This is a genomic window from Chryseobacterium phosphatilyticum (genome assembly GCF_002899825.2).
Taxonomy (GTDB): Bacteria; Bacteroidota; Bacteroidia; order Flavobacteriales; family Weeksellaceae; genus Chryseobacterium; species Chryseobacterium phosphatilyticum.
Window position 1 is genome coordinate 84,423 of record NZ_PPED02000003.1, and the last position, 19,808, is coordinate 104,230.

Sequence of the window (19,808 nt, forward strand, 5' to 3'; positions counted from 1 at the left end):
AACCTATGAAAACCAAAAATATTTTTCTATTCGTTCTTATACTTATTGGAAGCGGGCTTGCACAGGCTCAGCATGAAAATGACAATTGGAGATTTGGAAGTAATAACTGGCGTTTTGATGCGAATGCTGCACCAAACGGATTCACCCAGACCACAGGATTAAATCCACATATAAGATATGCCAGCTCAGTAATCAGCGATAAAAATACAGGGAATCTACTTTTCTATTCCAATGGTTATAACATTTATAACAAAAATAATGGGATCATGGATGGAGGAGACCATTTGTTTGGAACCATTTCTTATGAATACAATTCTATCGGAAATCCATCAGACCAATCTTCTGTAATTCTACCTTTACCTGGCTCAAATTCAAAATACTATGTGTTTTACATTAATGGAGACAGAAATCTAAAAGATCAGATTACAGTACCTACTCCAAATCCAGCAACCAATTATGGACTTAGGTATGCTATTGTAGATATGTCTTTAAATGGCGGTTTAGGGAAAGTGATCTCCAAAAATAACATATTGTTTAGCAATTCTCCGACTAATGCCTTGACTTCTACATTTGGAAGTGATGGAAATTCTTATTGGATTGTAAGTGCTAATAACGGGAATATATTATCCTATAAATTAGATGCCAGCGGAGTAAACACAACCCCTGTAGTAAGTGCAGGAATGGAATATGGTTCTTTTATTAAGATATCACCCAACTCTAAAAAGCTTTTAACCAGAAAGTATAAAGCTTTATGGCTGTCTGATTTTAATAACACTACAGGAACTGTGACCAATGCTGTAAATGTTATTGCAAACAATAATTTGATAGCCTATTATAGTGATGCAAGTAATACTCCGAACAGTGCAGAATTTTCTCCGGATAGTAATATCATCTATTTTATCGGGGCTGAAGCTTGCTTATGTCTATATCCTCAAGGTCTTATTGGATGGTCCGGATTGGCAATGTACAATATCAGCACAGGAAGTTTGGTGGGAGCAAGTAATTCAAGCAGCCACTACGATTTTTCATTTAATGGATCTACCGCAAGTATACAAAGAGCCACTAACGGAAAGCTTTATATGATATTTAATACTAAGCTTCAGGATGACGGATATGGCTATTATGAAGTTCATTTTGAATCTCAGACTTCCCCTTATCCGGCTTATTCCTGGAGAGTCATTAATAATCCGGATGTCTGGAGCCCTACTGTGAATCCTTCGAGTATTATTAACCCACCTGCAGGTACCAAAAATGGATTTTCTTTTCCTCAATTGGTTCCGTCTTTAAGTGATGCTGTTAATCCTTGTCCTGATGTTTTAACGATTACGACACCGGTTACCTCTTCACAAACCTATCAGGCCGGGAAATCTATTTTTGCCTCTTCAGTTATTAATGATAATCTGACTGTAGACTATAAAGCAGGTTTAAATGTCGATTTACTGCCAGGATTCAGTGTTAATGCAGTCAACAATGGAGCATTTAAGGCTTATATCAGCCCATGTACTATTTCAGCTTTCCTTAAAGAAAGAACAGTAGGTGCTATGGAACCTAATTTGGCCAAAACAGCCCTGAATATCGGTTCTTCAGAGGTTAAAATTTATCCAAATCCTGCATCTACAATAGTTAAAATAGATTCTGGTAGAAATAAAGTTGCAGGCTGGGTGTTGTATGATCTTTCAGGAAAGATGGTTCTTAATGGAACGGAAGCAACAGTTCCTGTAGAAAGAGTACCAAAATCCTCTTATTTATTGGTTATTAAATTGGATAACGGAACAAGTACCTCTAAAAAGATTATTGTTCAATAACCAAAGATGTATTAATCAAAGATGATGTCCGGTAAAAAGCAGGACTTAATCTTATTATTTTAAATCAAGATATCAAAAAATACCTTTATAAAACATGAAAAAAACCATCATTTTAATGGCCGCTATTTTGGGTCTGCAAGCTAACGCTCAATCCTGGAATCTTACCGGAAATGCAGGAACAAATCCTTCTTCAAATTTTATTGGAACTACCGATAATCAGCCACTGATTTTTAAAATCAACGGCTCCGAAAAAATGAAATTATCACCTAATGGCAGGCTTGTTTTTTTTGATGTTCACTCCCAAACCTGGGCTTACAATTTATATATTGGAGGAGGGAATGAAGTACCTTCCAATAATGCAGGAGGAACTAACTATGCTAACGTAGCGGTAGGACTAGGTTCAATGAGCTCTAATACAACGGGGTCATCAAATACGGCGTTAGGTTATAATACAATGACAAAAAGTACGACCGGATCTTTGAATACTGCTTTGGGAATTAATTCTATGCAGAATTCAGTGAGCGCTAGCAGTAACGTGGCTGTTGGTGTTAATACATTAGGAGGAATGATTGCAGGTGAATTTAATACAGCAATAGGGCATGGTGCGATGCGCTCGTGGGGAAGTACTGCCTCGGTTCCTTTGGTAGGAAATACAGCAATTGGAACAAGTGCTTTAATGGATATTAATAACGGATCATTCAATACCATATTGGGGAATAACTCATTTATGAGAACGGTAAATGCTAGTTACAATGTTGTTATAGGTACAAACAATGCTCCATTGGTCAACAATGCAACCGGTAATATTTATATAGGAAATAATATTGCTGCCGTAGGAACGAGCCCTTCTAACGAATTGAATATTGGAAACTGGATTGTTGGAAACAACGGAACAATCGGTATTGGGCAGTATACAACCCAGCTTCCTGCTGATGGAGTAGCCGCAGATGGTCAGAAATATAAACTATTTGTAAAAGACGGAATCAGAACCGAAAAAGTAAAGGTGGATATTGCCGCTAATAACGGATGGGCAGATTATGTCTTCGCAAAAGATTATCAACTAATGCCATTGAACGATCTTGCAAAATTTATCGATAAAAATGGACATTTACCTGAGGTACCTACGACAGATGAAGCAATTAAAAATGGTATTGAATTAAAGGAGATGAACATTCTTTTGCTTAAAAAAATTGAAGAACTTACCCTGTATACTCTTGAGCAACAAAAAAGAATTGAAGCCCTTGAAAAAAAGGTGAAGTAGTACCATCATTAATGACTGTTCTTCATTTGGACGACTGTCTTTTTATATAAGGCTCGTTCAGGAAGTAATATATATTATTTTAATTGTAAAGAGAATGGCTGCCTATATTTGGGCAGCCATTTATTTTGATGCTATATTCCAACAAATTATTTAAATCTGTATCCTACACCCGCCTGTAAAAATCCGATTTTTGTAGGAACAGCATTACTTTTATTGGCTTCAAAGAAGTTGAAATGATATCTTGCATCCACAAAAAACTTATCAGTAATTTTATATTCTGCGCCGAGGAAAGGAAAAAGGTTTAAAGTCTTTATGCCGTCAGATTCTCCGCTAACCTCTCCAAAAATAGTGTCAGATGTTACTTTACTGGAAATATTAAATCCAAAGTTCATCCCCACTGAAGCAGAAAGATTAGGAATAAAATAATACTTGGCAGAAATTGGAACCTGAATCTGATGAAGTGTATAATCAAATTTCATATCACCTACACTTACAATTTCATTACCAACTAATTGAACTCCGGGATATGAGTCTTTGCCACCCAGTTGAGTATACAGAACCTCTGCCTGCACACTGAATTTGGAAGATAAGGGTTTTTCAGCCAGAATACCCACATAAAAATAAGATTTTGAGTCCAGATTTTCTCCAAAATATTTCATACTTGATAGGGTGTATCCTCCTTTAGCTCCAAAACTCATAGGCCCGCTTTGGGCACTGAGGATCCCTGATATGGCCAATAATGTTGTCAAAAAAATATTCTTCTTCATGTTTTTTTTTGAATGGTTAATAATTTTATAAAAATAATTCCTTCATTTGAAGGAATTATAGGTGTACAAAGATAATTTAAATATTTTGATAAGGTTTATTCTACCTTAGTCCATTGCTGGTTTTTTCTCAGGTCTTCAAAGAAACGGTATACTTCGGAAAGCTTTTCGCTGCCTCGTTTTCCGTAGTCTTCTATATTTTTTGAAGTTCTGTCATTAAAATTGATTCTTAAATAAGAGGTCGGAAGGTCTGTAATATTTCTTTCGCCGTATTTATCTTTTAAATTTTTTACATCCAATCCATTTAAAAGACTGATTAATTTATGATAATCAGCTTCTTTAATTGTTCCTTTAAAAGTACCTTCACGAGGTTTTGAAAACTCGTCTTTTGAAGGTTTATCAGTGAAATTAAAATGCTCAGCTTCAAAAATTGCAGATCTGTCCGGATTGATGGTTATTTTAAATACAGGACAGAATCCAAAACATGGCGTTGCCTGATATTCAATTTTAGAATATGTTGCATCGACTTTTTGAGAAGTACATGAAAATAAAAATACAAATGCAAAAAGACTTAGTAAATATTTCATAGCTTACAATTTTAGAAATTCTGTCAATAACTGTTCCAAAAAATCCCTTTGATTGTATTTTCTCATCTTTAACCAAGGTCGTTTTGATAAAAAAACCTCAGAATAAATCTGAGGTTCTCTATTTTTTTAATATCCGGTATTTCTGATACTTCTTTTATCCGTGTAATTGTTTCCAGATCGCATCTTTCAATTCGACAAGACCTTCTCCTGTAACTCCTGAAAAGAATAAAGGTTGTTTATTTTCAGGAAATTCAGCGGAAATCTCTTTTTTCAGTTCATCATCCAAAAGGTCAGATTTGGAAACTGAAATAATAAAATCCTTATCCATAAGTTCAGGGTTATATTCCTTCAATTCATTTTCAAGAATTTTAAACTCCTGGTAATGATCTTCAGAATCTGCCGGAATTAAGAATAAAAGGATAGAGTTTCTTTCAATATGTCTTAAAAACCTATGTCCTAAACCTTTTCCTTCAGCCGCTCCTTCAATGATTCCTGGAATATCAGCCATCACAAATGATTTGTAATTTCTATAGTCTACAATACCAAGATTGGGAGTCAAAGTGGTAAAAGCATAATTGGCAATTTTAGGCTTAGCAGCAGAAACAGAAGCTAGAAGTGTAGATTTTCCGGCATTCGGGAATCCTACTAATCCTACATCCGCCAAAATTTTAAGCTCGAAAATAATATAGCCTTCCTCGCCATCCATTCCGGGTTGAGCATATCTTGGAGTCTGATTGGTTGAGGATTTGAAATGCTCGTTTCCTTTTCCGCCTTTTCCACCATGCATCAAAATGATTTCCTGCTTATCTTCAAGGATTTCTCCGATAATTTCACCGTCTTCATTTTTAGCAATACTCCCAATAGGAACATCGATATAAATATCAGAACCGTCAGCTCCGGTCAACTGGTTTTTCGCTCCGTTTTCACCACGCTCCGCTTTTATGTGACGGGTGTATCGAAGGGGTAGTAAAGTCCATTCCTGAGCATTTCCTCTCATAATGACGTGGCCTCCACGACCTCCGTCACCTCCGTCAGGGCCTCCTTTAGGAATATACTTTTCACGGCGAAGGTGTGCAGAACCTGCTCCTCCGTGTCCGCTTTTACAATGGATTTTTACGTAATCTACAAAGTTAGACATATAGTTTGTGTTGCAAGATGCAAGCTATGAGACAAAATTTGCTGTCCCGTATCCTGAATCTCGATTATTTAATTTTCTCTACTTCAGCGAAAAGCTTCTGGGAAATCTCATCAATTCCTCCCACGCCGTTGATCTCTACATATTTCCCCTGCTGCTTATAAAGCTCGGCTACTTCTGCTGTTTTAGTATAATATTCTTTAATTCTATTTTCGATGATCTCTACATTGCTGTCGTCTGATCTTCCACTGGTTTCGCCTCTTTTCAGAAGTCTTTCAACCAGAATTTTATCCTCTACCACTAAAGAAAGACAGATGTCAATCTCGTCATTGAGTTCTTCTTTAACAATTTTCTCCAAAGCCTCTGTCTGAGCAGTAGTTCTTGGATATCCGTCAAAAATAAAACCGTTGGTATCTGTCGGTTTTCTGATTTCATCAATCAGCATATCTGTTGTTACCTGATCCGGAACCAATTCTCCCTTATCGATGTATGATTTAGCTAATTTTCCAAGTTCGGTATCATTTTTCATGTTATATCTGAAAAGATCACCAGTTGAAACCTGCTTTAAATTGAATTTCTCGATTAGATTCTGAGCTTGTGTTCCTTTTCCACTTCCTGGAGGGCCGAACAGAACAATGTTTATCATAATGTTGATTCGCTGCCAGCGATTGGCATTTTGCTTTTAGCAACTTGCTTTTTTTGCTTTTAGCTTTTTTTAGTTAATATTTTACTTTTTTAGATATTGATTTAAAAGCTAATAGCCAAAAGCTAGAAGCTAATAGCCATTTTAATGGTTAATTTGTCCGTCTTCTAATTGGTACAGATTAGGTAGGTTTCTTCCCAATTCATCATAATCCAATCCATAGCCAAGGACAAATTTATTTGGAATTTCCTTCCCAATATAATCCAACTTGAAATCCTTTTGATAAATCTCAGGTTTCAATAAGAAACTTGCCAGTTTTACAGATTTAGGACGTTGGGTTTCTTTGAAATATTTAAAAAGACTTTCCACTGTGTTTCCTGTATCAACGATGTCTTCTACAAGAATGATGTGGCGGTCTTTTACCTCTTTAGTCAATTCCATTTTCTGATAAACAATCCCCGTAGATTCTGTTCCTACGTAAGAACTCATTTGAATGAAAGCAATTTCGCATTCACCCGGGTAATATTTTAAAAGATCTGAAAAGAACATGATTACCCCATTCAATACTCCTATGAAAACAGGAACTTCATCCTTGTAATCTTCATAAATTCTTAACGCTGTCTCTTTTACAATTTCCTGAATTTCGGCATCCTTCAAATAAGGAACGAAAGTTTTGTCGTGAACTTTAATGCTTTCCATAAAATTTTTAGTAGGAGGCAAAGTTACGGATTTTTGATTTTTCAATAAAATCTTTTTGTGTTTAATCCCGTATTTGTACTATATTTGTTCTTTCAAAACCCATCAATACAGACATGTAGGATATAATTTCTTTCAGATTCAATAAGACAGTAACCGACAAGTTACTGGTGTTTAACCATTATTAAGAAAGAAATTATGATTTTATTACAAAATATATCCTTTGGGTTTCCGGGAGGAGATCTCTTATTTAATCATACCAATTTATCCATACCATCTCAAACCAAATCAGCATTGGTAGGGAGTAATGGCATGGGAAAATCTACCTTGCTGAAAATTATTGCTCATGAATTAAAGCCGTTAAACGGAATTATAAATACTCAGGGGAATATTTTTTATGTACCCCAAATGTTTGGGAATTTTAATCATCTCACTATTGCAGAATGTCTGAAAATAGACGAAAAGCTGCAGGCTCTTGAGAAAATTACAAATGGAGAAATAGACGAAAAGCTTTTTGAAACGTTAAATGATGACTGGGATATTGAAGAACGTTCTCAAGCGGCACTACAATACTGGGGATTGAAAGATTTTGAACTGACACAAAAGTTGGATGCATTAAGCGGTGGGCAAAAGACCAAAATATTTCTGTCCGGAATTCAAATCAACGAACCGGATATCATTATATTGGATGAGCCTACCAATCATCTGGATCTTGAAGGAAGAAAATTATTATATGATCTGATCGCCAAAAACCATGCAACAATTGTTATTGTAAGCCACGACAGAACATTGTTAAATCTTGTTGATACCATTTTTGAACTAAGTAATCAGGGAATTGCTACTTATGGAGGGAACTATGATTTCTATGCAGAACAGAAGCTTGTAGAGGAAGAAGCCTTACACAATGATATTCATGCTAAAGAAAGGGCATTGAAAAAAGCAAAAGAGAAAGAACGGGAAACAATGGAGCGCAAGCAAAAATTGGATGCGAAAGGAAAACAAAAGCAGGAAAAATCAGGGGTTGCCAGAATTATGATGAATACGTTGCGAAATAACGCAGAAAAAAACACATCAAAATTAAAAAGTGTTCATGCTGAAAAGATTGGTGGAATCTCTGGCGACTTGAGGGATTTGCGTTCGTCTCTGAAAAATTCAGATCAGATGAAAGTAAACTTCAATGATTCCGGCTTACATTCCGGTAAAATTTTAATTGCTGCAGAAGAAATTAATTATAAGTATAATGCGGAACAACTTTGGAAAGAAGATATCAATATTGAAATTCGCAGCGGAGACAGAATTTCTGTTAAAGGTTCAAATGGATCAGGAAAAACAACTTTAATAAAGGTATTGCTGGGAAACTTTAAACCCTCCAAAGGAAAACTGACCAGAGCAGAATTTAATAGCATCTATATAGATCAGGAATATTCTTTAATTGCTAATGATTCAACGATTAATGAATTTGTTCATACTTTCAACGACAATGCTTTACCGGAATCAGAAATAAAAACTTTATTATCCAGGTTTTTATTTAGAAAAGAAACCTGGAACAAGAAATGTGCAGTTCTGAGCGGAGGAGAGAGACTGAGATTACTTTTATGTGGTCTTTCTATAAGTAATAAGGCCCCGGATTTGATTATTCTTGATGAACCGACGAATAACCTGGATTTGCAAAACATCGAAATTCTGACAAATTCTATCAAAGATTATCAAGGGACTCTGCTGGTCATTTCCCATGATAAAACCTTTTTAGAGGAAATCGTCATTGACAGGGAGCTGATTTTATCCTGAATGCAATGAATACAGAATAGAAATTCAATAAGGGCAGGCTTTAGCCGCCCTTTTATAGTAAGATACGATTCTCCATTGACTTTAGCCAAAACCTATGATATTAAGACAACGGGATTATGTATGAGTAGAGACTATTTTTTTGTCTTTTTGATGGCATCAAGGTAAATCTTCTTGATACTGTTCTTTTCCTCTTTTTCACTAATGTTTTCAAGAGTCGGAAGGAGTGTTACATTACGTTTGGTTTTTAATTTTAGAATTTCTCCCAATGCAAATGCAGCACTCCAGCGAACGACCGTTCCCTCATGCTCTGTGTTGGCAATAAGACTGGAGATAGCCAGATCAAGTTTTTCAGTAAATAAATGGGCTGTATTACCAATCACCTTGGCACTTTCCCATTTTATTCTGGGTGCTTTTTCTGTGAGGGTATGGGTTATAAAGGTGAATGCAGTTTCATCTGCTAGGTTAGGATTGTGTTTCGTTGCATATTCCATGGCTTCGATGCAGGTTGCCTTTACGGGATCCTTTGATTTTTCGGCAAAAGCAATTAATTCATCAACAGGTAATGAGGTCTCAATAATCCATTTGCTGATGATTTCTGTTTTTTCCTTTGATTTTGTCGTCTTGTCTTTAAAAAGCTCTTCTATGGTCATGATGTTAATTTTGTTTTTTAGGTGTCATAAATTAGGATCTGTAAAAATCTATTGACAATGTTTGAAAATCCATTCACCAATATGTTGAAGAACGGTATCTCTGATTTCTTCATTCAGAATCTCATGTCTCATATTGGGATAGAGCGTGATGTTAATATTCTGAAATCCATCAGATTGTAAATGCTCTGCAGTATATATTACTCCTTTCCCAAAATCACCAATCGGGTCATTATGCCCACTGACAAACAAAAAAGGAAAGGATTTAGAAATTGAAGATGCCCAATTTCTGGCTGTGGCTTTTTTATACACCGTAAATAAAGTATAAAATGCATTGTTGGTAAAAGGTATTCCACAAAGATCATCCTTTTCAAATTCCTGTCTGTTCTTAGGGTTAATACTCAGCCAGCTCGTATCACTGAAGTCTTTATCCTTTTTAAACTGCTTATTATTGACTTTCGTAAAAACAGAGTTTAATATAGTACGATGATGAGGAGCAATAAAATTTGCCAATGATAAATATCCTTTTAACAAGCTGATGCCTGGTAATGGACCGCCGGTACCGGTAATGATCGCACCGGTAAAATTTTGGGATGACCTCTGAAGAAGACATCGGGTGATAAAAGATCCCATAGAATGACCAAGAATAAAATGCGGAACATCAGGATACTTTCCGGAAAGATAATCCGCCATCATTTCTGTATCAACAATTAATCTTTCATAAGGTTTACTAAGTTGGAAAAAGCCAATATCTTTTTTCTTTCTTACTGATCTTCCATGACCTAAATGATCATAGGTCAATACAGCTACTCCCTGACGGGCAAAATACTCTGCTATTTCAGTGTATCTTCCACTGTGTTCCTGCATACCATGAACAATTAACAGCGTTGCTTTGGTTGTTTCCGGTGAAAATAAGGTAAAGAAAAGCTTGGATTCACTATTGATATTAGACGGTAGATATGCTGATTTTGAAGATGAAATCATAACAGTTACAGGTATTATATTATTTTATCTCAATGTCAGGAATTTTGAATTTTCCAACAGTTTCTATAAGTCTGGACGAGTTGCTTTTTAAATTATTGAAGAAAGCGTCCATATTTTCATCGTATCCTCTTTCACTTACAGCGAAAAGTAAGACTCCTCGGTTATTGTTTTGGGTGATTAGTTTATAACGGTAAACATTCCTTTCTGCGATCAATATTTCTTTACCGTCTTTTGAATTTTCACTGATCAGAAAATCTAATATGTACTCTCCATCCTTTTCAAAAACTTTATAATTAACAACTGGATTGACCTTTTTCATTTTTTCAAGTTCACTTACTTTTTGATCAATAACATCAGTAATACTGAAATCTCCTTTTATGAAGTCAATTAAAATCATACTGTTATACCTGTTTACATTTTCATCAGAACTTACGTACTCCTGTTTGAAATAATTTTCATTCGGATGGGAGCTCCATACCAGATTATATACCTTTTGCCCCAGATGGATTGGTCCGGGAATATTTAAATAGTCATTTGCCTTTTCAGCTTTACTCTGAGCTTGTAAAAAGAATACCGGTGCAAGCAGAAATAAGATCAAAAATTTAAATTTCATCAGTTAGGGTTTGAATTTTCTAGTAAATATAATTGATTTAAAGAAAATATAATGTATAATTTATATTAATAATATGAGTTTTAAACCCATGATTTCCACCCCATCCAAAAATAAAATTCATTCATAATTTGCCCACCCAGTTTTTTAAAAGTAATTTTGCACGAATCTTAAAACAAAAGTAAAATATGTCAACTTATGTAGTTGTAGGTCTTCAGTACGGAGATGAAGGCAAAGGAAAAATAACGGATGTTTTATCAGCAAAATCGGACTATGTGGTACGTTTCCAGGGTGGAGACAACGCTGGTCACACCGTTTATGTTGGTGAGGAAAAATTCGTTTTACACCTTCTTCCTTCAGGAGTTCTTCAATGCAAAGGGAAATGTATCATTGCGAACGGAGTAGTGGTAAACCCTAAATCTTTCATTAAAGAAGTGAATCAGATCGAGAGCAAAGGCTTAAGAACAGATCACATTTTTATCAGTAGAAGAGCGCATGTGATCATGCCTTACCACATCCTTTTGGATACTTACCGTGAAGAGGAACACGGAGGAACTCAGATCGGAACTACCAAAAAAGGAATCGGACCTTGTTATGAAGATAAAATAGCAAGAGTGGGAATCAGAATGGTAGACCTTCTTAATCCTGAAATTTTAAGAGATAAAATTGAGAAAAACTTAAAAGTTAAGAACTCTCTATTTGAAAAATATTACGGAAAACCTGTTTTGGATGTTGAAGAAATCTATAACGAGTTTTTAGAAATCGGAAAACAACTTCAGGACAGAATCGTTGATACTGAATTAGAATTAAACGAAGCTATTCAGGAAGGAAAAAATGTATTGTTCGAAGGAGCTCAGGCATTAATGTTGGATATTGATTTCGGTACTTACCCGTACGTAACTTCATCTTCTCCGTCTACAGGAGGAGTATGCTCAGGAGCTGGTGTACCACCAACTTCACTTCAAAATCTTATCGGGGTTGCAAAAGCATACTGTACAAGAGTAGGTAACGGGCCATTCCCATCAGAATTGGATAACGAGCTGGGAGAAAAAATCAGACAAATCGGTGGTGAGTTTGGAGCTACAACTGGTAGACCAAGAAGAACAGGTTGGCTAGACCTTGTTTCTTTAAAACATGCTTGTATGATTAATGGGATCAATAACCTGGTTATTACAAAACTAGACGTTCTTACAGGGATTGAGAACCTCAAAATTGTTACTCATTACAAGACTGAGGACGGAAAAATTATTGATTATTTCACTTCATCAACAGAAAAATTATATAACTACGAGCCAATCTACCAGGATTTACCGGGTTGGGAAGAAGATATTACTAAGGCAAGAAGTTATGATGAGCTTCCTGCAAATGCTCAAAAGTATATTGAGTTTATCGAGGAATATTTAGGAATCAATGTATATTTGGTTTCTGTAGGACCTGAAAGAAGTCAGAACATCATCAGAAAAGAATTATTCTAATATTCTTAGACTATAAAATAAGAAAGAGGCTGTCATTTGACGGTCTCTTTTTTTGGTTAAAATTAATGAATGTTCGCTTTCTTTGACAGGTAATTCCAGTTTTGAATTTTTATATGGTTTTAAAATCTTTATTTGCTGAAATCCTCTTATATTTAATATTAATTTTAATCCAATGGAAGAAAATCAAATACCCCAGCCTTTTCTGGATAATATTGTGATCAGTTTATATTTTACCATTGCATATGCTGTTTTGATTGCTGTTTACCTGGCTTTGCCGTTCAATGTAAGTTCTGATTTTGTACTGATTATGTTTATTGCCTGCAGTTTGATTTTTAGTATAGGAGCGATTTATTTTGCCGCTAAGAGTTATTCAAAGACAAAGATCAGTAGTTTTATTCTGATTGTTATTAATGCTTTGGGATTATTGATTCCACTTGCACTTCTTCTTATGCTTATATAATCTTTACCAAGCTATTACTCTGTTGTTTTGGGGGGATATTCTTGTTTGATTTTATGAAACATAGATCTGTTTTTACCTATAAACTTTCTATTTGTAAATGTTAAAATTTACACATTGTCATAAAATTTTATAATATTATGTTGTTTTGATAAAATTATGGCAGATATTTTGATATTGAAACATTGCTTATCGATAAGAACTAACAAAACTAATAATCACATTTTAACAGTTTAAAAAAAGAAGTAGTGATGAAACAACAGAATCAAAATCAGGAATTTCGTTTCAACGAAGTTCTCTTTGAGCACCGCAACAAAGAATATGGTGCTTACGCATTAAGAAACGAATCAGATAGAATATTAACTAAAGCACTTTTTATAGGAGCAAGTTTAATGGCAGCAGTATCAATTACACCGTTTGTGATCTCTGCATTTAAAAGTCCTGAGACGACACAGGAGCCGTGGACACTGCCTCCGCCAATTCAGATTCAGGATGTGGATGATAGACCAAAGGATCCTCCTGCACAGATTGTGAAACCAGAAACTCCTGCTCCCGCCGTAAAAACATATGACGCTACCGTGCCAGAGCCTAAAGCAATTGTGACCAATGAGAAAAAAGAAGTAGTAGACAAAGTAAATGCGGTAGCAAGTACACAAACATCAGAAGGAAAAGAAAATACTACTAGTACATACATTCCTGTTGTACCTCGTGTAATCGGAGGAGAAGGAATACCTGCAGTAAAAACAGATCCGATAGTAGAAAAAACAGATCCGGCGAAAATTGAGACCGAACTTAGTGTAGAAGCTAATTATAAAGGAGGAATAGACTCATTCAGAAATAAAGTAATGAATAACTTCGATAGTTCAGGTTTTGAATCCGACGGAGTTATGAAAACTACAATTACCTTTATTGTAGAAATAGATGGAACAATTTCAGGGGTAAAAGCTAATGGAACCAACGCAGATTTTAATAATGAAGCGATAAGAACTATCAAATCAATTAAAGGGACTTGGATTGCTGCCAAAAACAAAAAAGGAGAATCCGTAAGAAGTTATTTCAAATTTCCGATCTCAATGAAGTTTGATAATTAATCGCGAAAAACAAAATTTTAATAGTTATCCACAAAGATTTTTTTTTGTGGATAATTTTTTTAACGCTTAAAATACTTATTAACAGTATTTTAACTCAATTTTGATTTTCCTTACCCACCGAGAGCAAAGAAAAAAGTGTATTTTTGAACCTTAAAGTTCTAAGTAATGGCGAAAATTATAGGTATTGCTAATCAAAAAGGAGGCGTTGGTAAAACTACCACCGCTGTAAATTTGGCAGCAGCATTAGGAATATTAGAGAAAAGAATATTACTCATTGATGCTGACCCTCAGGCGAATGCAACATCCGGTCTGGGAGTGGAAGATGTTCAGTATTCTACATATAATCTGCTTGAACACAGTGCGGATACAAGAGTTTGTATCAAAAGAACTGCGACTCCAAATCTGGATATCATACCGTCACATATCGATCTTGTAGCTGCAGAAATTGAATTGGTAGATAAAGAAGATCGTGAATATATGCTGAAAAAAGCATTGGCAACTGTAAGAGATGATTATGATTATATCATCATCGACTGTGCGCCAAGCTTAGGTCTTATTACAGTCAATGCCCTTACTGCAGCAGATTCTGTTATTATACCTATCCAATGCGAATACTTTGCATTAGAAGGACTGGGGAAACTTTTGAACACCGTTAAAAATGTTCAGAAGATTCACAACAAAGATCTGGGAATAGAAGGTCTGCTTCTGACGATGTATGACAGCAGGTTAAGACTATCCAATCAGGTAGTGGAAGAGGTAAACTTGCACTTCCCTGAAATGGTTTTTGAAACCATCATCAGCAGAAATGTAAGATTAAGTGAAGCACCAAGCTTTGGAGAAAGTATTCTGAATTATGATGCAGAAAGTAAAGGAGCTGTTCAATATATTCAGTTAGCTGAAGAAGTTCTTTTAAAGAACGAAAATTTAGTAAAGAATTAAACTAATAATAAATGGCCAATAAGTGAATGTGAGCATCACTTAGCAAACATCATTTATCAATTATATCTATGAAGGACAAAAAAAGAGCTATGGGACGTGGCTTGGGCGCCATTTTAAGTGCAGAATCCAAAGCAACGATCAACTCCGCTACTGATGAAGGAGCAGATAAGTTTGTGGGAAATATTGTTGAAGTTGCCCTTGAAGATATCTATCCGAACCCGACGCAGCCGAGAACTTATTTTGATGAAAAAGCATTAAACGAACTCGCCCAATCTATTACAAACTTAGGGGTGATCCAACCGATTACTTTAAGAAAAGATGGTGAACGGTTTGAAATCATATCCGGGGAAAGACGTTACAGAGCAAGTAAAATTGCAGGATTAACGACTGTTCCGGCATATATCCGATTAGTGAATGATCAGGAGCTTCTTGAAATGGCTCTTGTTGAAAATATTCAGAGAGAGGATCTGGATGCGATTGAGATCGCTTTGACCTATCATAGACTTTTAGAAGAAATTGGGCTTACTCAGGAAAACCTGAGCCAGAGAATAGGAAAAGATAGAAGTACTATTACCAATTCAATCAGGTTGCTGAGGTTGAATCCTGATATTCAGAATGCGATCAGGAGTGGAGAGATTTCTGCAGGACATGGTAGAGCAATTATTAGCCTTGAAAGAGAAGAGGATCAACAGGTTTTATTTGATCTTATTATCAAAGAAAAATTAAATGTTCGTCAGGCAGAGCAGGCTGCGGCGGCGTTGAAGAACCCAAAATCTCCGGCTGCTAAAAAAGTAAATGCCGAGCTTTCCAATAACTATAAAAAAGCCCAGAAGACCATTGCAGATATCTTAGACGTAAAAGTAGAGATTAAAGCTTCTGGAAACGGTAAAAAAGGTAAAATTGTTCTGGACTTCAAAAATGAAGAAGAATTGGAATATATTTTATCCCATATTAAATAATGAAGAAACTATTTTTCACATTTTTCCTGTGTATCACTGCGCTGGCTTATTCACAAGTCAGTCCTATAGATACGGTTCGTGTACAAGTACCTCCACAAGAGGAAGCTCCTAAGGTGAAACCCGGAAAAACCGAAGCTAAAATTATTGCAGATCTTGAAAAGGCCAATGGCCCAACAAAAAAAACAATAAAATTGAATCCTACCAGAGCCGGACTGTACTCAGCCGTTCTTCCAGGATTAGGACAATTTTATAATAAAAAGTACTGGAAGATTCCCATCGTTTGGGGAGCTGTCGGAGCCGGAGTAGGGATTGCTGTATGGAATGATAACCAATACAAAAAATACCGTGAATACTATGTAGCGAAGCTTAATGGTACTCCTAATGAATTTGTAGATACACATCCGTGGTTGGATAAAAAGGCTTTAGGGAATGCCCAGGACAGAGCAAAAAGACAAAGAGATTATGCAATAGCTATTACAGGACTAATCTATATTCTGAATATTGTTGATGCGGTAGTAGATGCTCACTTGTATGAAAGCCGTCATGATCCTGATCTTACTTTTAAACCGTCAGTTATTCAGGACCAATATGGTTATGATGCTCCCAAAACAGGATTCAGTTTAAGTTATAGATTTTAAAAACAATAAAAGTAAAAGTGTGCATAGGTATTATTCCTATGTCATAAAAATAGAATAAAACATATGAAAATAGCATTAGTTGGTTACGGGAAAATGGGTAAAATCATTGATGAGATTGCTCAGAAAAGAGGACATGAAGTGGTTGCCCGCCTGAAAGAAACGCCAACTGCTGAAAATCTTAATAATCCCGATGTTGTCATTGAATTTTCTTTACCGGAAGTTGCCTATAATAACATTAAGGCTTGTCTTGAAAACAAAATTCCGGTAATCTGCGGAACCACAGGCTGGCTGGAGAAAAAAGCTGAAATTGAAAAACTGGCTGTAGACAACGATACAGCCTTCTTATATGGTTCTAATTTTAGTTTGGGAGTCAATTTGTTTTTTGCTTTAAATGAAAAACTAGCCGCTCTGATGAAAAATGTTGATGAATATTCTTGTCAATTAGAAGAAATTCACCACATCCATAAAAAAGATGCTCCAAGTGGAACCGCTATTTCCATTGCAGAAGGAATCTTCAAAAATAATCCCAAATTTGATGCCTGGAAACTGGATGAAACAGAAAACAATCAACTGGGGATCTTTGCCATTCGTGAAGATGAAGTTCCGGGAACCCATAGTGTTTTCTACAGAAGTGAAGTAGACGAGATTGAAATCAAACATACAGCATTTAACAGAAATGGCTTCGCTTTGGGAGCTGTAGTTGCAGCAGAATGGATTAAAGATAAAAGAGGAAACTTCGAAATGAAAGACGTTTTAGGACTTTAATTTGTAACAAATTCTTTAAATTGCATACCAATAACAGGAAATGATGATTAGTAAATTGTAAATAGCAGAAGGCTGTAATCATTTATTACTCATCATTTATCATTTACATATTTAGAATAGGCACAAAAAATTTATGAATTATTTTTTAACTTATACAGTGTATGTCCTCATTTTATCCATATTAATGGGGATTTCAACATGGAAGTTGTTTAAAAAAATGGGGTATAGTCCGCTATTTGCGTTCATCCCTTTCTATAACTATTTCATTATTCTGAAAGAAACCAAACATCCGAAATGGTGGGCAATTCTGTCTTATCTTCCCATTGTAGGACCCATCATGATGTCTGTTTTCCATCTCTATTTAGTGAAAAAGTTTGGGAAAACTCTTTTTAAGGATCAGATTCTTACCGTAATTCTGCCGTTTATTTATATGGCAACAATCAATTATTCTAAAGATGTAGAGCTGGAAGATGAAAATGCCAATGACCTCTTCTTGACAGACGAAGAAAAAAATGAAAAAAAGAAAGACACCTTTCTTGGGTCTATTACTTTTGCAGTAGTTTTTGCAACCATTATCCATGTTTTTGTAACCCAGCCTTTCGGAATCCCTACAGGATCCATGGAAAGAACATTATTGGTAGGAGACTTCCTTTTCGTCAACAAATGGAGCTACGGATACAGACTTCCGATGCGTCCGGTGGCCATTCCTTTCCTACAGGGAACAATTATGGATACAGGGCAGAAAGGAAATCCAAAAGATGATCCTAAGTCTTATGTAGATGGAGTTAAATTACCCTACACCAGAATTTTACAATTCAATAAACCTCAGAAAAATGATGTCGTTGTTTTCAACTATCCTCAGGATTCAGTACATACAGCGATCGACAGAAAAGATCCTTATGTAAAAAGATGTGTGGCTACAGCAGGTGATACATTTGAAATGAGAGCCGGAAGACTTTTCGTAAACGGAAAACCGGAAACTGTTTTAGGAGATCAGGAAGTACAACACAGATATATGGTAACGACAGGAAGCCAATTGGATATTCCTGCTTTATATAATACGTATGGCTTTTTACCTGTACAGGAAGTACAAACCAATAGTGGATACTTATATGGTTTCCAGGGATTAACTGATAAAACGGCTAAGGAAATTAAAGCACTCCCTCAGGTTATTAATATGCAGGAAGAAATTTCGGCAAAAGGAGAAGCTGCAATTGCCTATAAAGATGAAGCCAGAACAAAAATTGATACCACTCAGTCTATTTTCCCTGTTAACAAACCTTGGAATCAGGATTGGTACGGTCCGGTAAGAATCCCTAAAAAAGGAGATGTTGTAGCCATTAATAATGAAACACTTCCGATGTTCCAATGGATTATTTCCGAATATGAGCATAACAGCTTAGAAAAGAAAAACGGGAAAATTTTCATCAACGGAAAAGAAGCCAATCAATACACCATTCAGCAAGACTATTATATGATGGTCGGAGATAACAGAGATGCTTCTTTAGATGCAAGATTCTTTGGTTTCGTTCCTGAAGAAAATATTGTAGGAAAACCAATGTTCACATGGATGAGTCTTCAGGGAGCTTTTGCTGATAGTGGTTCCACATATCAGGCTCCGTTTAAAATCCGTTGGGAAAGAATGTTTAAAGCAACCAACACAGGAGAAGCGAATAAAACTTCATATTGGTGGATCGCCGCTATGATTTTAATATTGTTCTTCGGATGGGAGTATTTTGTGAAATTATTCAGAAAGAAAAACACTGAAGACGAAGCGTAAATAAAATTAAACTTAAAATAGAATGAAGTATTTGAAAAAATACTTCATTTTTGCATTATGAATATGAAGAATGTATTATTACCGGTATTTTATATGCCTCCGGTTTCATGGTTTTCAGTCTTTTTAGATGCTGAAAATGAAGCTATATTTGAACAGTTTGAAAACTTTCCAAAGCAAACCTATAGAAACAGAGCGAATATCTATGGAGCCAACGGAAAACTATCATTGATTATTCCCATCAATCACAACGGGAAAAGAGAATTTAAAGATATTGAGATTTCTTACAGAGAAGATTGGAGAACACTTCATTGGAAGTCTATCAAAACAGCGTATCAAAGTTCTCCTTACTTCGAATATTATGAAGATAAATTCAAAAAGATATTTGATTTAAAAGAAAAATTTCTTTTGGATTTTAACCTTAAGGGGATAGAAATCATCCAACAGATACTTAAAACAGAAAAGGCACAGTCTTTGAATAAAGAATATATCAAAAATCCTGAAGAGATCAATTACAGAGAAAGGTTCTCTGCAAAAAATCCTTCAGAATTTGAAATGGCTGAATATTATCAGACATTCTCGGATAAGTATGGGTTTTTGGAAGATTTATCGGTTTTAGACCTTATTTGTAACAAAGGACCGGAATCTCTTACTTATATAAAAAATATTAAATTAAAATAATTTGAAAGATTGCCATCATCACAAGAAACAGAATAAGAATGGCGATTCCGTTTCACATTATTAAAGTAAATATCAATATTGAACGCCTGTGGTAATTTTGACACCC

General features: G+C 35.4%; 20 protein-coding genes. 12 read left to right on the forward strand and 8 right to left on the reverse strand.

The features are described from left to right. Positions 1-5: 5 nt before the first annotated feature. Positions 6-1,805 carry a 3-coathanger stack domain-containing protein gene (locus tag C1631_RS12400; RefSeq protein WP_109712458.1) on the forward strand — a complete coding sequence of 600 codons (1,800 nt, stop codon included), beginning with the start codon at positions 6-8 and terminating at the stop codon, positions 1,803-1,805. Between the two features lie 94 nt (positions 1,806-1,899). Further along, on the forward strand, positions 1,900-3,066 hold the full coding sequence (locus tag C1631_RS12405) for an autotransporter outer membrane beta-barrel domain-containing protein (RefSeq protein ID WP_109712460.1): 1,167 nt from the start codon (positions 1,900-1,902) through the stop codon (positions 3,064-3,066). Positions 3,067-3,212: 146 nt separating this feature from the next. Here C1631_RS12405 and C1631_RS12410 read toward each other — a convergent pair whose 3' ends face one another. The 5 genes from C1631_RS12410 to C1631_RS12430 all read right to left on the reverse strand — a co-directional run bounded on the left by C1631_RS12410 (position 3,213) and on the right by C1631_RS12430 (position 6,894). Beyond that, positions 3,213-3,833 (reverse strand): porin family protein, encoded by a 621-nt coding sequence (locus C1631_RS12410; protein WP_103247625.1) that lies wholly within the window; start codon positions 3,831-3,833, stop codon positions 3,213-3,215. 95 nt (positions 3,834-3,928) lie between these two features. Beyond that, positions 3,929-4,417: a DUF6438 domain-containing protein gene (locus tag C1631_RS12415; RefSeq protein WP_109712462.1), complete on the reverse strand. Its 489-nt coding sequence runs from the start codon at positions 4,415-4,417 to the stop codon at positions 3,929-3,931. 154 nt (positions 4,418-4,571) lie between these two features. After that, the gene (gene obgE, locus C1631_RS12420) at positions 4,572-5,555 is read right to left on the reverse strand and encodes a GTPase ObgE (RefSeq protein WP_103247627.1); all 984 of its coding nucleotides are present in this window, start codon (positions 5,553-5,555) and stop codon (positions 4,572-4,574) included. A 64-nt stretch (positions 5,556-5,619) separates the two neighbouring features. After that, positions 5,620-6,198, reverse strand: coding sequence for an adenylate kinase (locus C1631_RS12425; protein ID WP_103247628.1), 579 nt, complete (start codon positions 6,196-6,198; stop codon positions 5,620-5,622). 141 nt (positions 6,199-6,339) lie between these two features. Continuing rightward, positions 6,340-6,894 carry a phosphoribosyltransferase gene (locus tag C1631_RS12430; protein ID WP_103247629.1) on the reverse strand — a complete coding sequence of 185 codons (555 nt, stop codon included), beginning with the start codon at positions 6,892-6,894 and terminating at the stop codon, positions 6,340-6,342. Positions 6,895-7,089: 195 nt separating this feature from the next. Between C1631_RS12430 and C1631_RS12435 the strand changes: the two genes are divergently transcribed. Continuing rightward, entirely contained in the window at positions 7,090-8,679 is a 1,590-nt protein-coding gene (locus C1631_RS12435) for an ABC-F family ATP-binding cassette domain-containing protein (protein WP_109712464.1), read from the forward strand. Between the two features lie 131 nt (positions 8,680-8,810). Here C1631_RS12435 and C1631_RS12440 read toward each other — a convergent pair whose 3' ends face one another. From C1631_RS12440 to C1631_RS12450, 3 genes are read right to left on the reverse strand one after another with little or no spacing between them, the layout of a single operon-like run. Beyond that, positions 8,811-9,329 (reverse strand): HEAT repeat domain-containing protein, encoded by a 519-nt coding sequence (locus C1631_RS12440; RefSeq protein ID WP_109712466.1) that lies wholly within the window; start codon positions 9,327-9,329, stop codon positions 8,811-8,813. Between the two features lie 48 nt (positions 9,330-9,377). Then, positions 9,378-10,310, reverse strand: coding sequence for an alpha/beta fold hydrolase (locus C1631_RS12445; RefSeq protein ID WP_103249929.1), 933 nt, complete (start codon positions 10,308-10,310; stop codon positions 9,378-9,380). A gap of 19 nt (positions 10,311-10,329) precedes the next feature. Further along, a complete protein-coding gene (locus tag C1631_RS12450; protein ID WP_103249930.1) occupies positions 10,330-10,923 on the reverse strand; it encodes an HI_0983 family protein in 594 nt (197 codons plus the stop codon). Between the two features lie 185 nt (positions 10,924-11,108). On the opposite strand from C1631_RS12450, the gene C1631_RS12455 reads away from it, so the two are divergent. From C1631_RS12455 to C1631_RS12495, 9 genes are all read left to right on the forward strand, one after another. Continuing rightward, positions 11,109-12,395, forward strand: coding sequence for an adenylosuccinate synthase (locus C1631_RS12455; RefSeq protein WP_109712468.1), 1,287 nt, complete (start codon positions 11,109-11,111; stop codon positions 12,393-12,395). A gap of 172 nt (positions 12,396-12,567) precedes the next feature. Then, positions 12,568-12,855 (forward strand): hypothetical protein, encoded by a 288-nt coding sequence (locus tag C1631_RS12460; RefSeq protein ID WP_103249639.1) that lies wholly within the window; start codon positions 12,568-12,570, stop codon positions 12,853-12,855. A gap of 248 nt (positions 12,856-13,103) precedes the next feature. After that, positions 13,104-13,943, forward strand: a complete 840-nt coding sequence (locus C1631_RS12465) for an energy transducer TonB (RefSeq protein WP_109712470.1) — start codon at positions 13,104-13,106, stop codon at positions 13,941-13,943. A gap of 165 nt (positions 13,944-14,108) precedes the next feature. Continuing rightward, positions 14,109-14,882 carry a ParA family protein gene (locus C1631_RS12470; RefSeq protein ID WP_109712472.1) on the forward strand — a complete coding sequence of 258 codons (774 nt, stop codon included), beginning with the start codon at positions 14,109-14,111 and terminating at the stop codon, positions 14,880-14,882. A 68-nt stretch (positions 14,883-14,950) separates the two neighbouring features. After that, complete coding sequence (locus C1631_RS12475) at positions 14,951-15,841, forward strand: ParB/RepB/Spo0J family partition protein (RefSeq protein ID WP_109712473.1); 891 nt, start codon at positions 14,951-14,953, stop codon at positions 15,839-15,841. After that, complete coding sequence (locus C1631_RS12480) at positions 15,841-16,479, forward strand: DUF5683 domain-containing protein (RefSeq protein ID WP_109712475.1); 639 nt, start codon at positions 15,841-15,843, stop codon at positions 16,477-16,479. Before C1631_RS12475 ends, C1631_RS12480 begins: the two co-directional genes overlap by 1 nt. 63 nt (positions 16,480-16,542) lie before the next feature. Next, entirely contained in the window at positions 16,543-17,244 is a 702-nt protein-coding gene (gene dapB, locus C1631_RS12485) for a 4-hydroxy-tetrahydrodipicolinate reductase (RefSeq protein ID WP_109712477.1), read from the forward strand. Positions 17,245-17,377: 133 nt separating this feature from the next. Further along, a complete protein-coding gene (gene lepB, locus C1631_RS12490; protein WP_103249897.1) occupies positions 17,378-19,024 on the forward strand; it encodes a signal peptidase I in 1,647 nt (548 codons plus the stop codon). Positions 19,025-19,081: 57 nt separating this feature from the next. After that, positions 19,082-19,702: a WbqC family protein gene (locus C1631_RS12495; protein ID WP_438502073.1), complete on the forward strand. Its 621-nt coding sequence runs from the start codon at positions 19,082-19,084 to the stop codon at positions 19,700-19,702. Positions 19,703-19,808 lie beyond the last annotated feature (106 nt).

Excerpts from the sequence above, each read along its gene's own strand:
- C1631_RS12440 (WP_109712466.1), bottom strand. The coding sequence starts at position 9,329 with ATGACCATAGAAGAGCTTTTTAAAGACAAGACGACAAAATCAAAGGAA.
- C1631_RS12465 (WP_109712470.1), top strand. The coding sequence starts at position 13,104 with ATGAAACAACAGAATCAAAATCAGGAATTTCGTTTCAACGAAGTTCTC.
- C1631_RS12460 (WP_103249639.1), top strand. The coding sequence starts at position 12,568 with ATGGAAGAAAATCAAATACCCCAGCCTTTTCTGGATAATATTGTGATC.
- C1631_RS12425 (WP_103247628.1), bottom strand. The coding sequence starts at position 6,198 with ATGATAAACATTGTTCTGTTCGGCCCTCCAGGAAGTGGAAAAGGAACA.
- C1631_RS12480 (WP_109712475.1), top strand. The coding sequence starts at position 15,841 with ATGAAGAAACTATTTTTCACATTTTTCCTGTGTATCACTGCGCTGGCT.
- C1631_RS12455 (WP_109712468.1), top strand. The coding sequence starts at position 11,109 with ATGTCAACTTATGTAGTTGTAGGTCTTCAGTACGGAGATGAAGGCAAA.
- C1631_RS12410 (WP_103247625.1), bottom strand. The coding sequence starts at position 3,833 with ATGAAGAAGAATATTTTTTTGACAACATTATTGGCCATATCAGGGATC.
- lepB (WP_103249897.1), top strand. The coding sequence starts at position 17,378 with ATGAATTATTTTTTAACTTATACAGTGTATGTCCTCATTTTATCCATA.
- C1631_RS12405 (WP_109712460.1), top strand. The coding sequence starts at position 1,900 with ATGAAAAAAACCATCATTTTAATGGCCGCTATTTTGGGTCTGCAAGCT.
- C1631_RS12430 (WP_103247629.1), bottom strand. The coding sequence starts at position 6,894 with ATGGAAAGCATTAAAGTTCACGACAAAACTTTCGTTCCTTATTTGAAG.
- C1631_RS12495 (WP_438502073.1), top strand. The coding sequence starts at position 19,082 with ATGAATATGAAGAATGTATTATTACCGGTATTTTATATGCCTCCGGTT.
- obgE (WP_103247627.1), bottom strand. The coding sequence starts at position 5,555 with ATGTCTAACTTTGTAGATTACGTAAAAATCCATTGTAAAAGCGGACAC.
- C1631_RS12415 (WP_109712462.1), bottom strand. The coding sequence starts at position 4,417 with ATGAAATATTTACTAAGTCTTTTTGCATTTGTATTTTTATTTTCATGT.
- C1631_RS12400 (WP_109712458.1), top strand. The coding sequence starts at position 6 with ATGAAAACCAAAAATATTTTTCTATTCGTTCTTATACTTATTGGAAGC.
- C1631_RS12450 (WP_103249930.1), bottom strand. The coding sequence starts at position 10,923 with ATGAAATTTAAATTTTTGATCTTATTTCTGCTTGCACCGGTATTCTTT.
- dapB (WP_109712477.1), top strand. The coding sequence starts at position 16,543 with ATGAAAATAGCATTAGTTGGTTACGGGAAAATGGGTAAAATCATTGAT.
- C1631_RS12470 (WP_109712472.1), top strand. The coding sequence starts at position 14,109 with ATGGCGAAAATTATAGGTATTGCTAATCAAAAAGGAGGCGTTGGTAAA.
- C1631_RS12475 (WP_109712473.1), top strand. The coding sequence starts at position 14,951 with ATGAAGGACAAAAAAAGAGCTATGGGACGTGGCTTGGGCGCCATTTTA.
- C1631_RS12435 (WP_109712464.1), top strand. The coding sequence starts at position 7,090 with ATGATTTTATTACAAAATATATCCTTTGGGTTTCCGGGAGGAGATCTC.
- C1631_RS12445 (WP_103249929.1), bottom strand. The coding sequence starts at position 10,310 with ATGATTTCATCTTCAAAATCAGCATATCTACCGTCTAATATCAATAGT.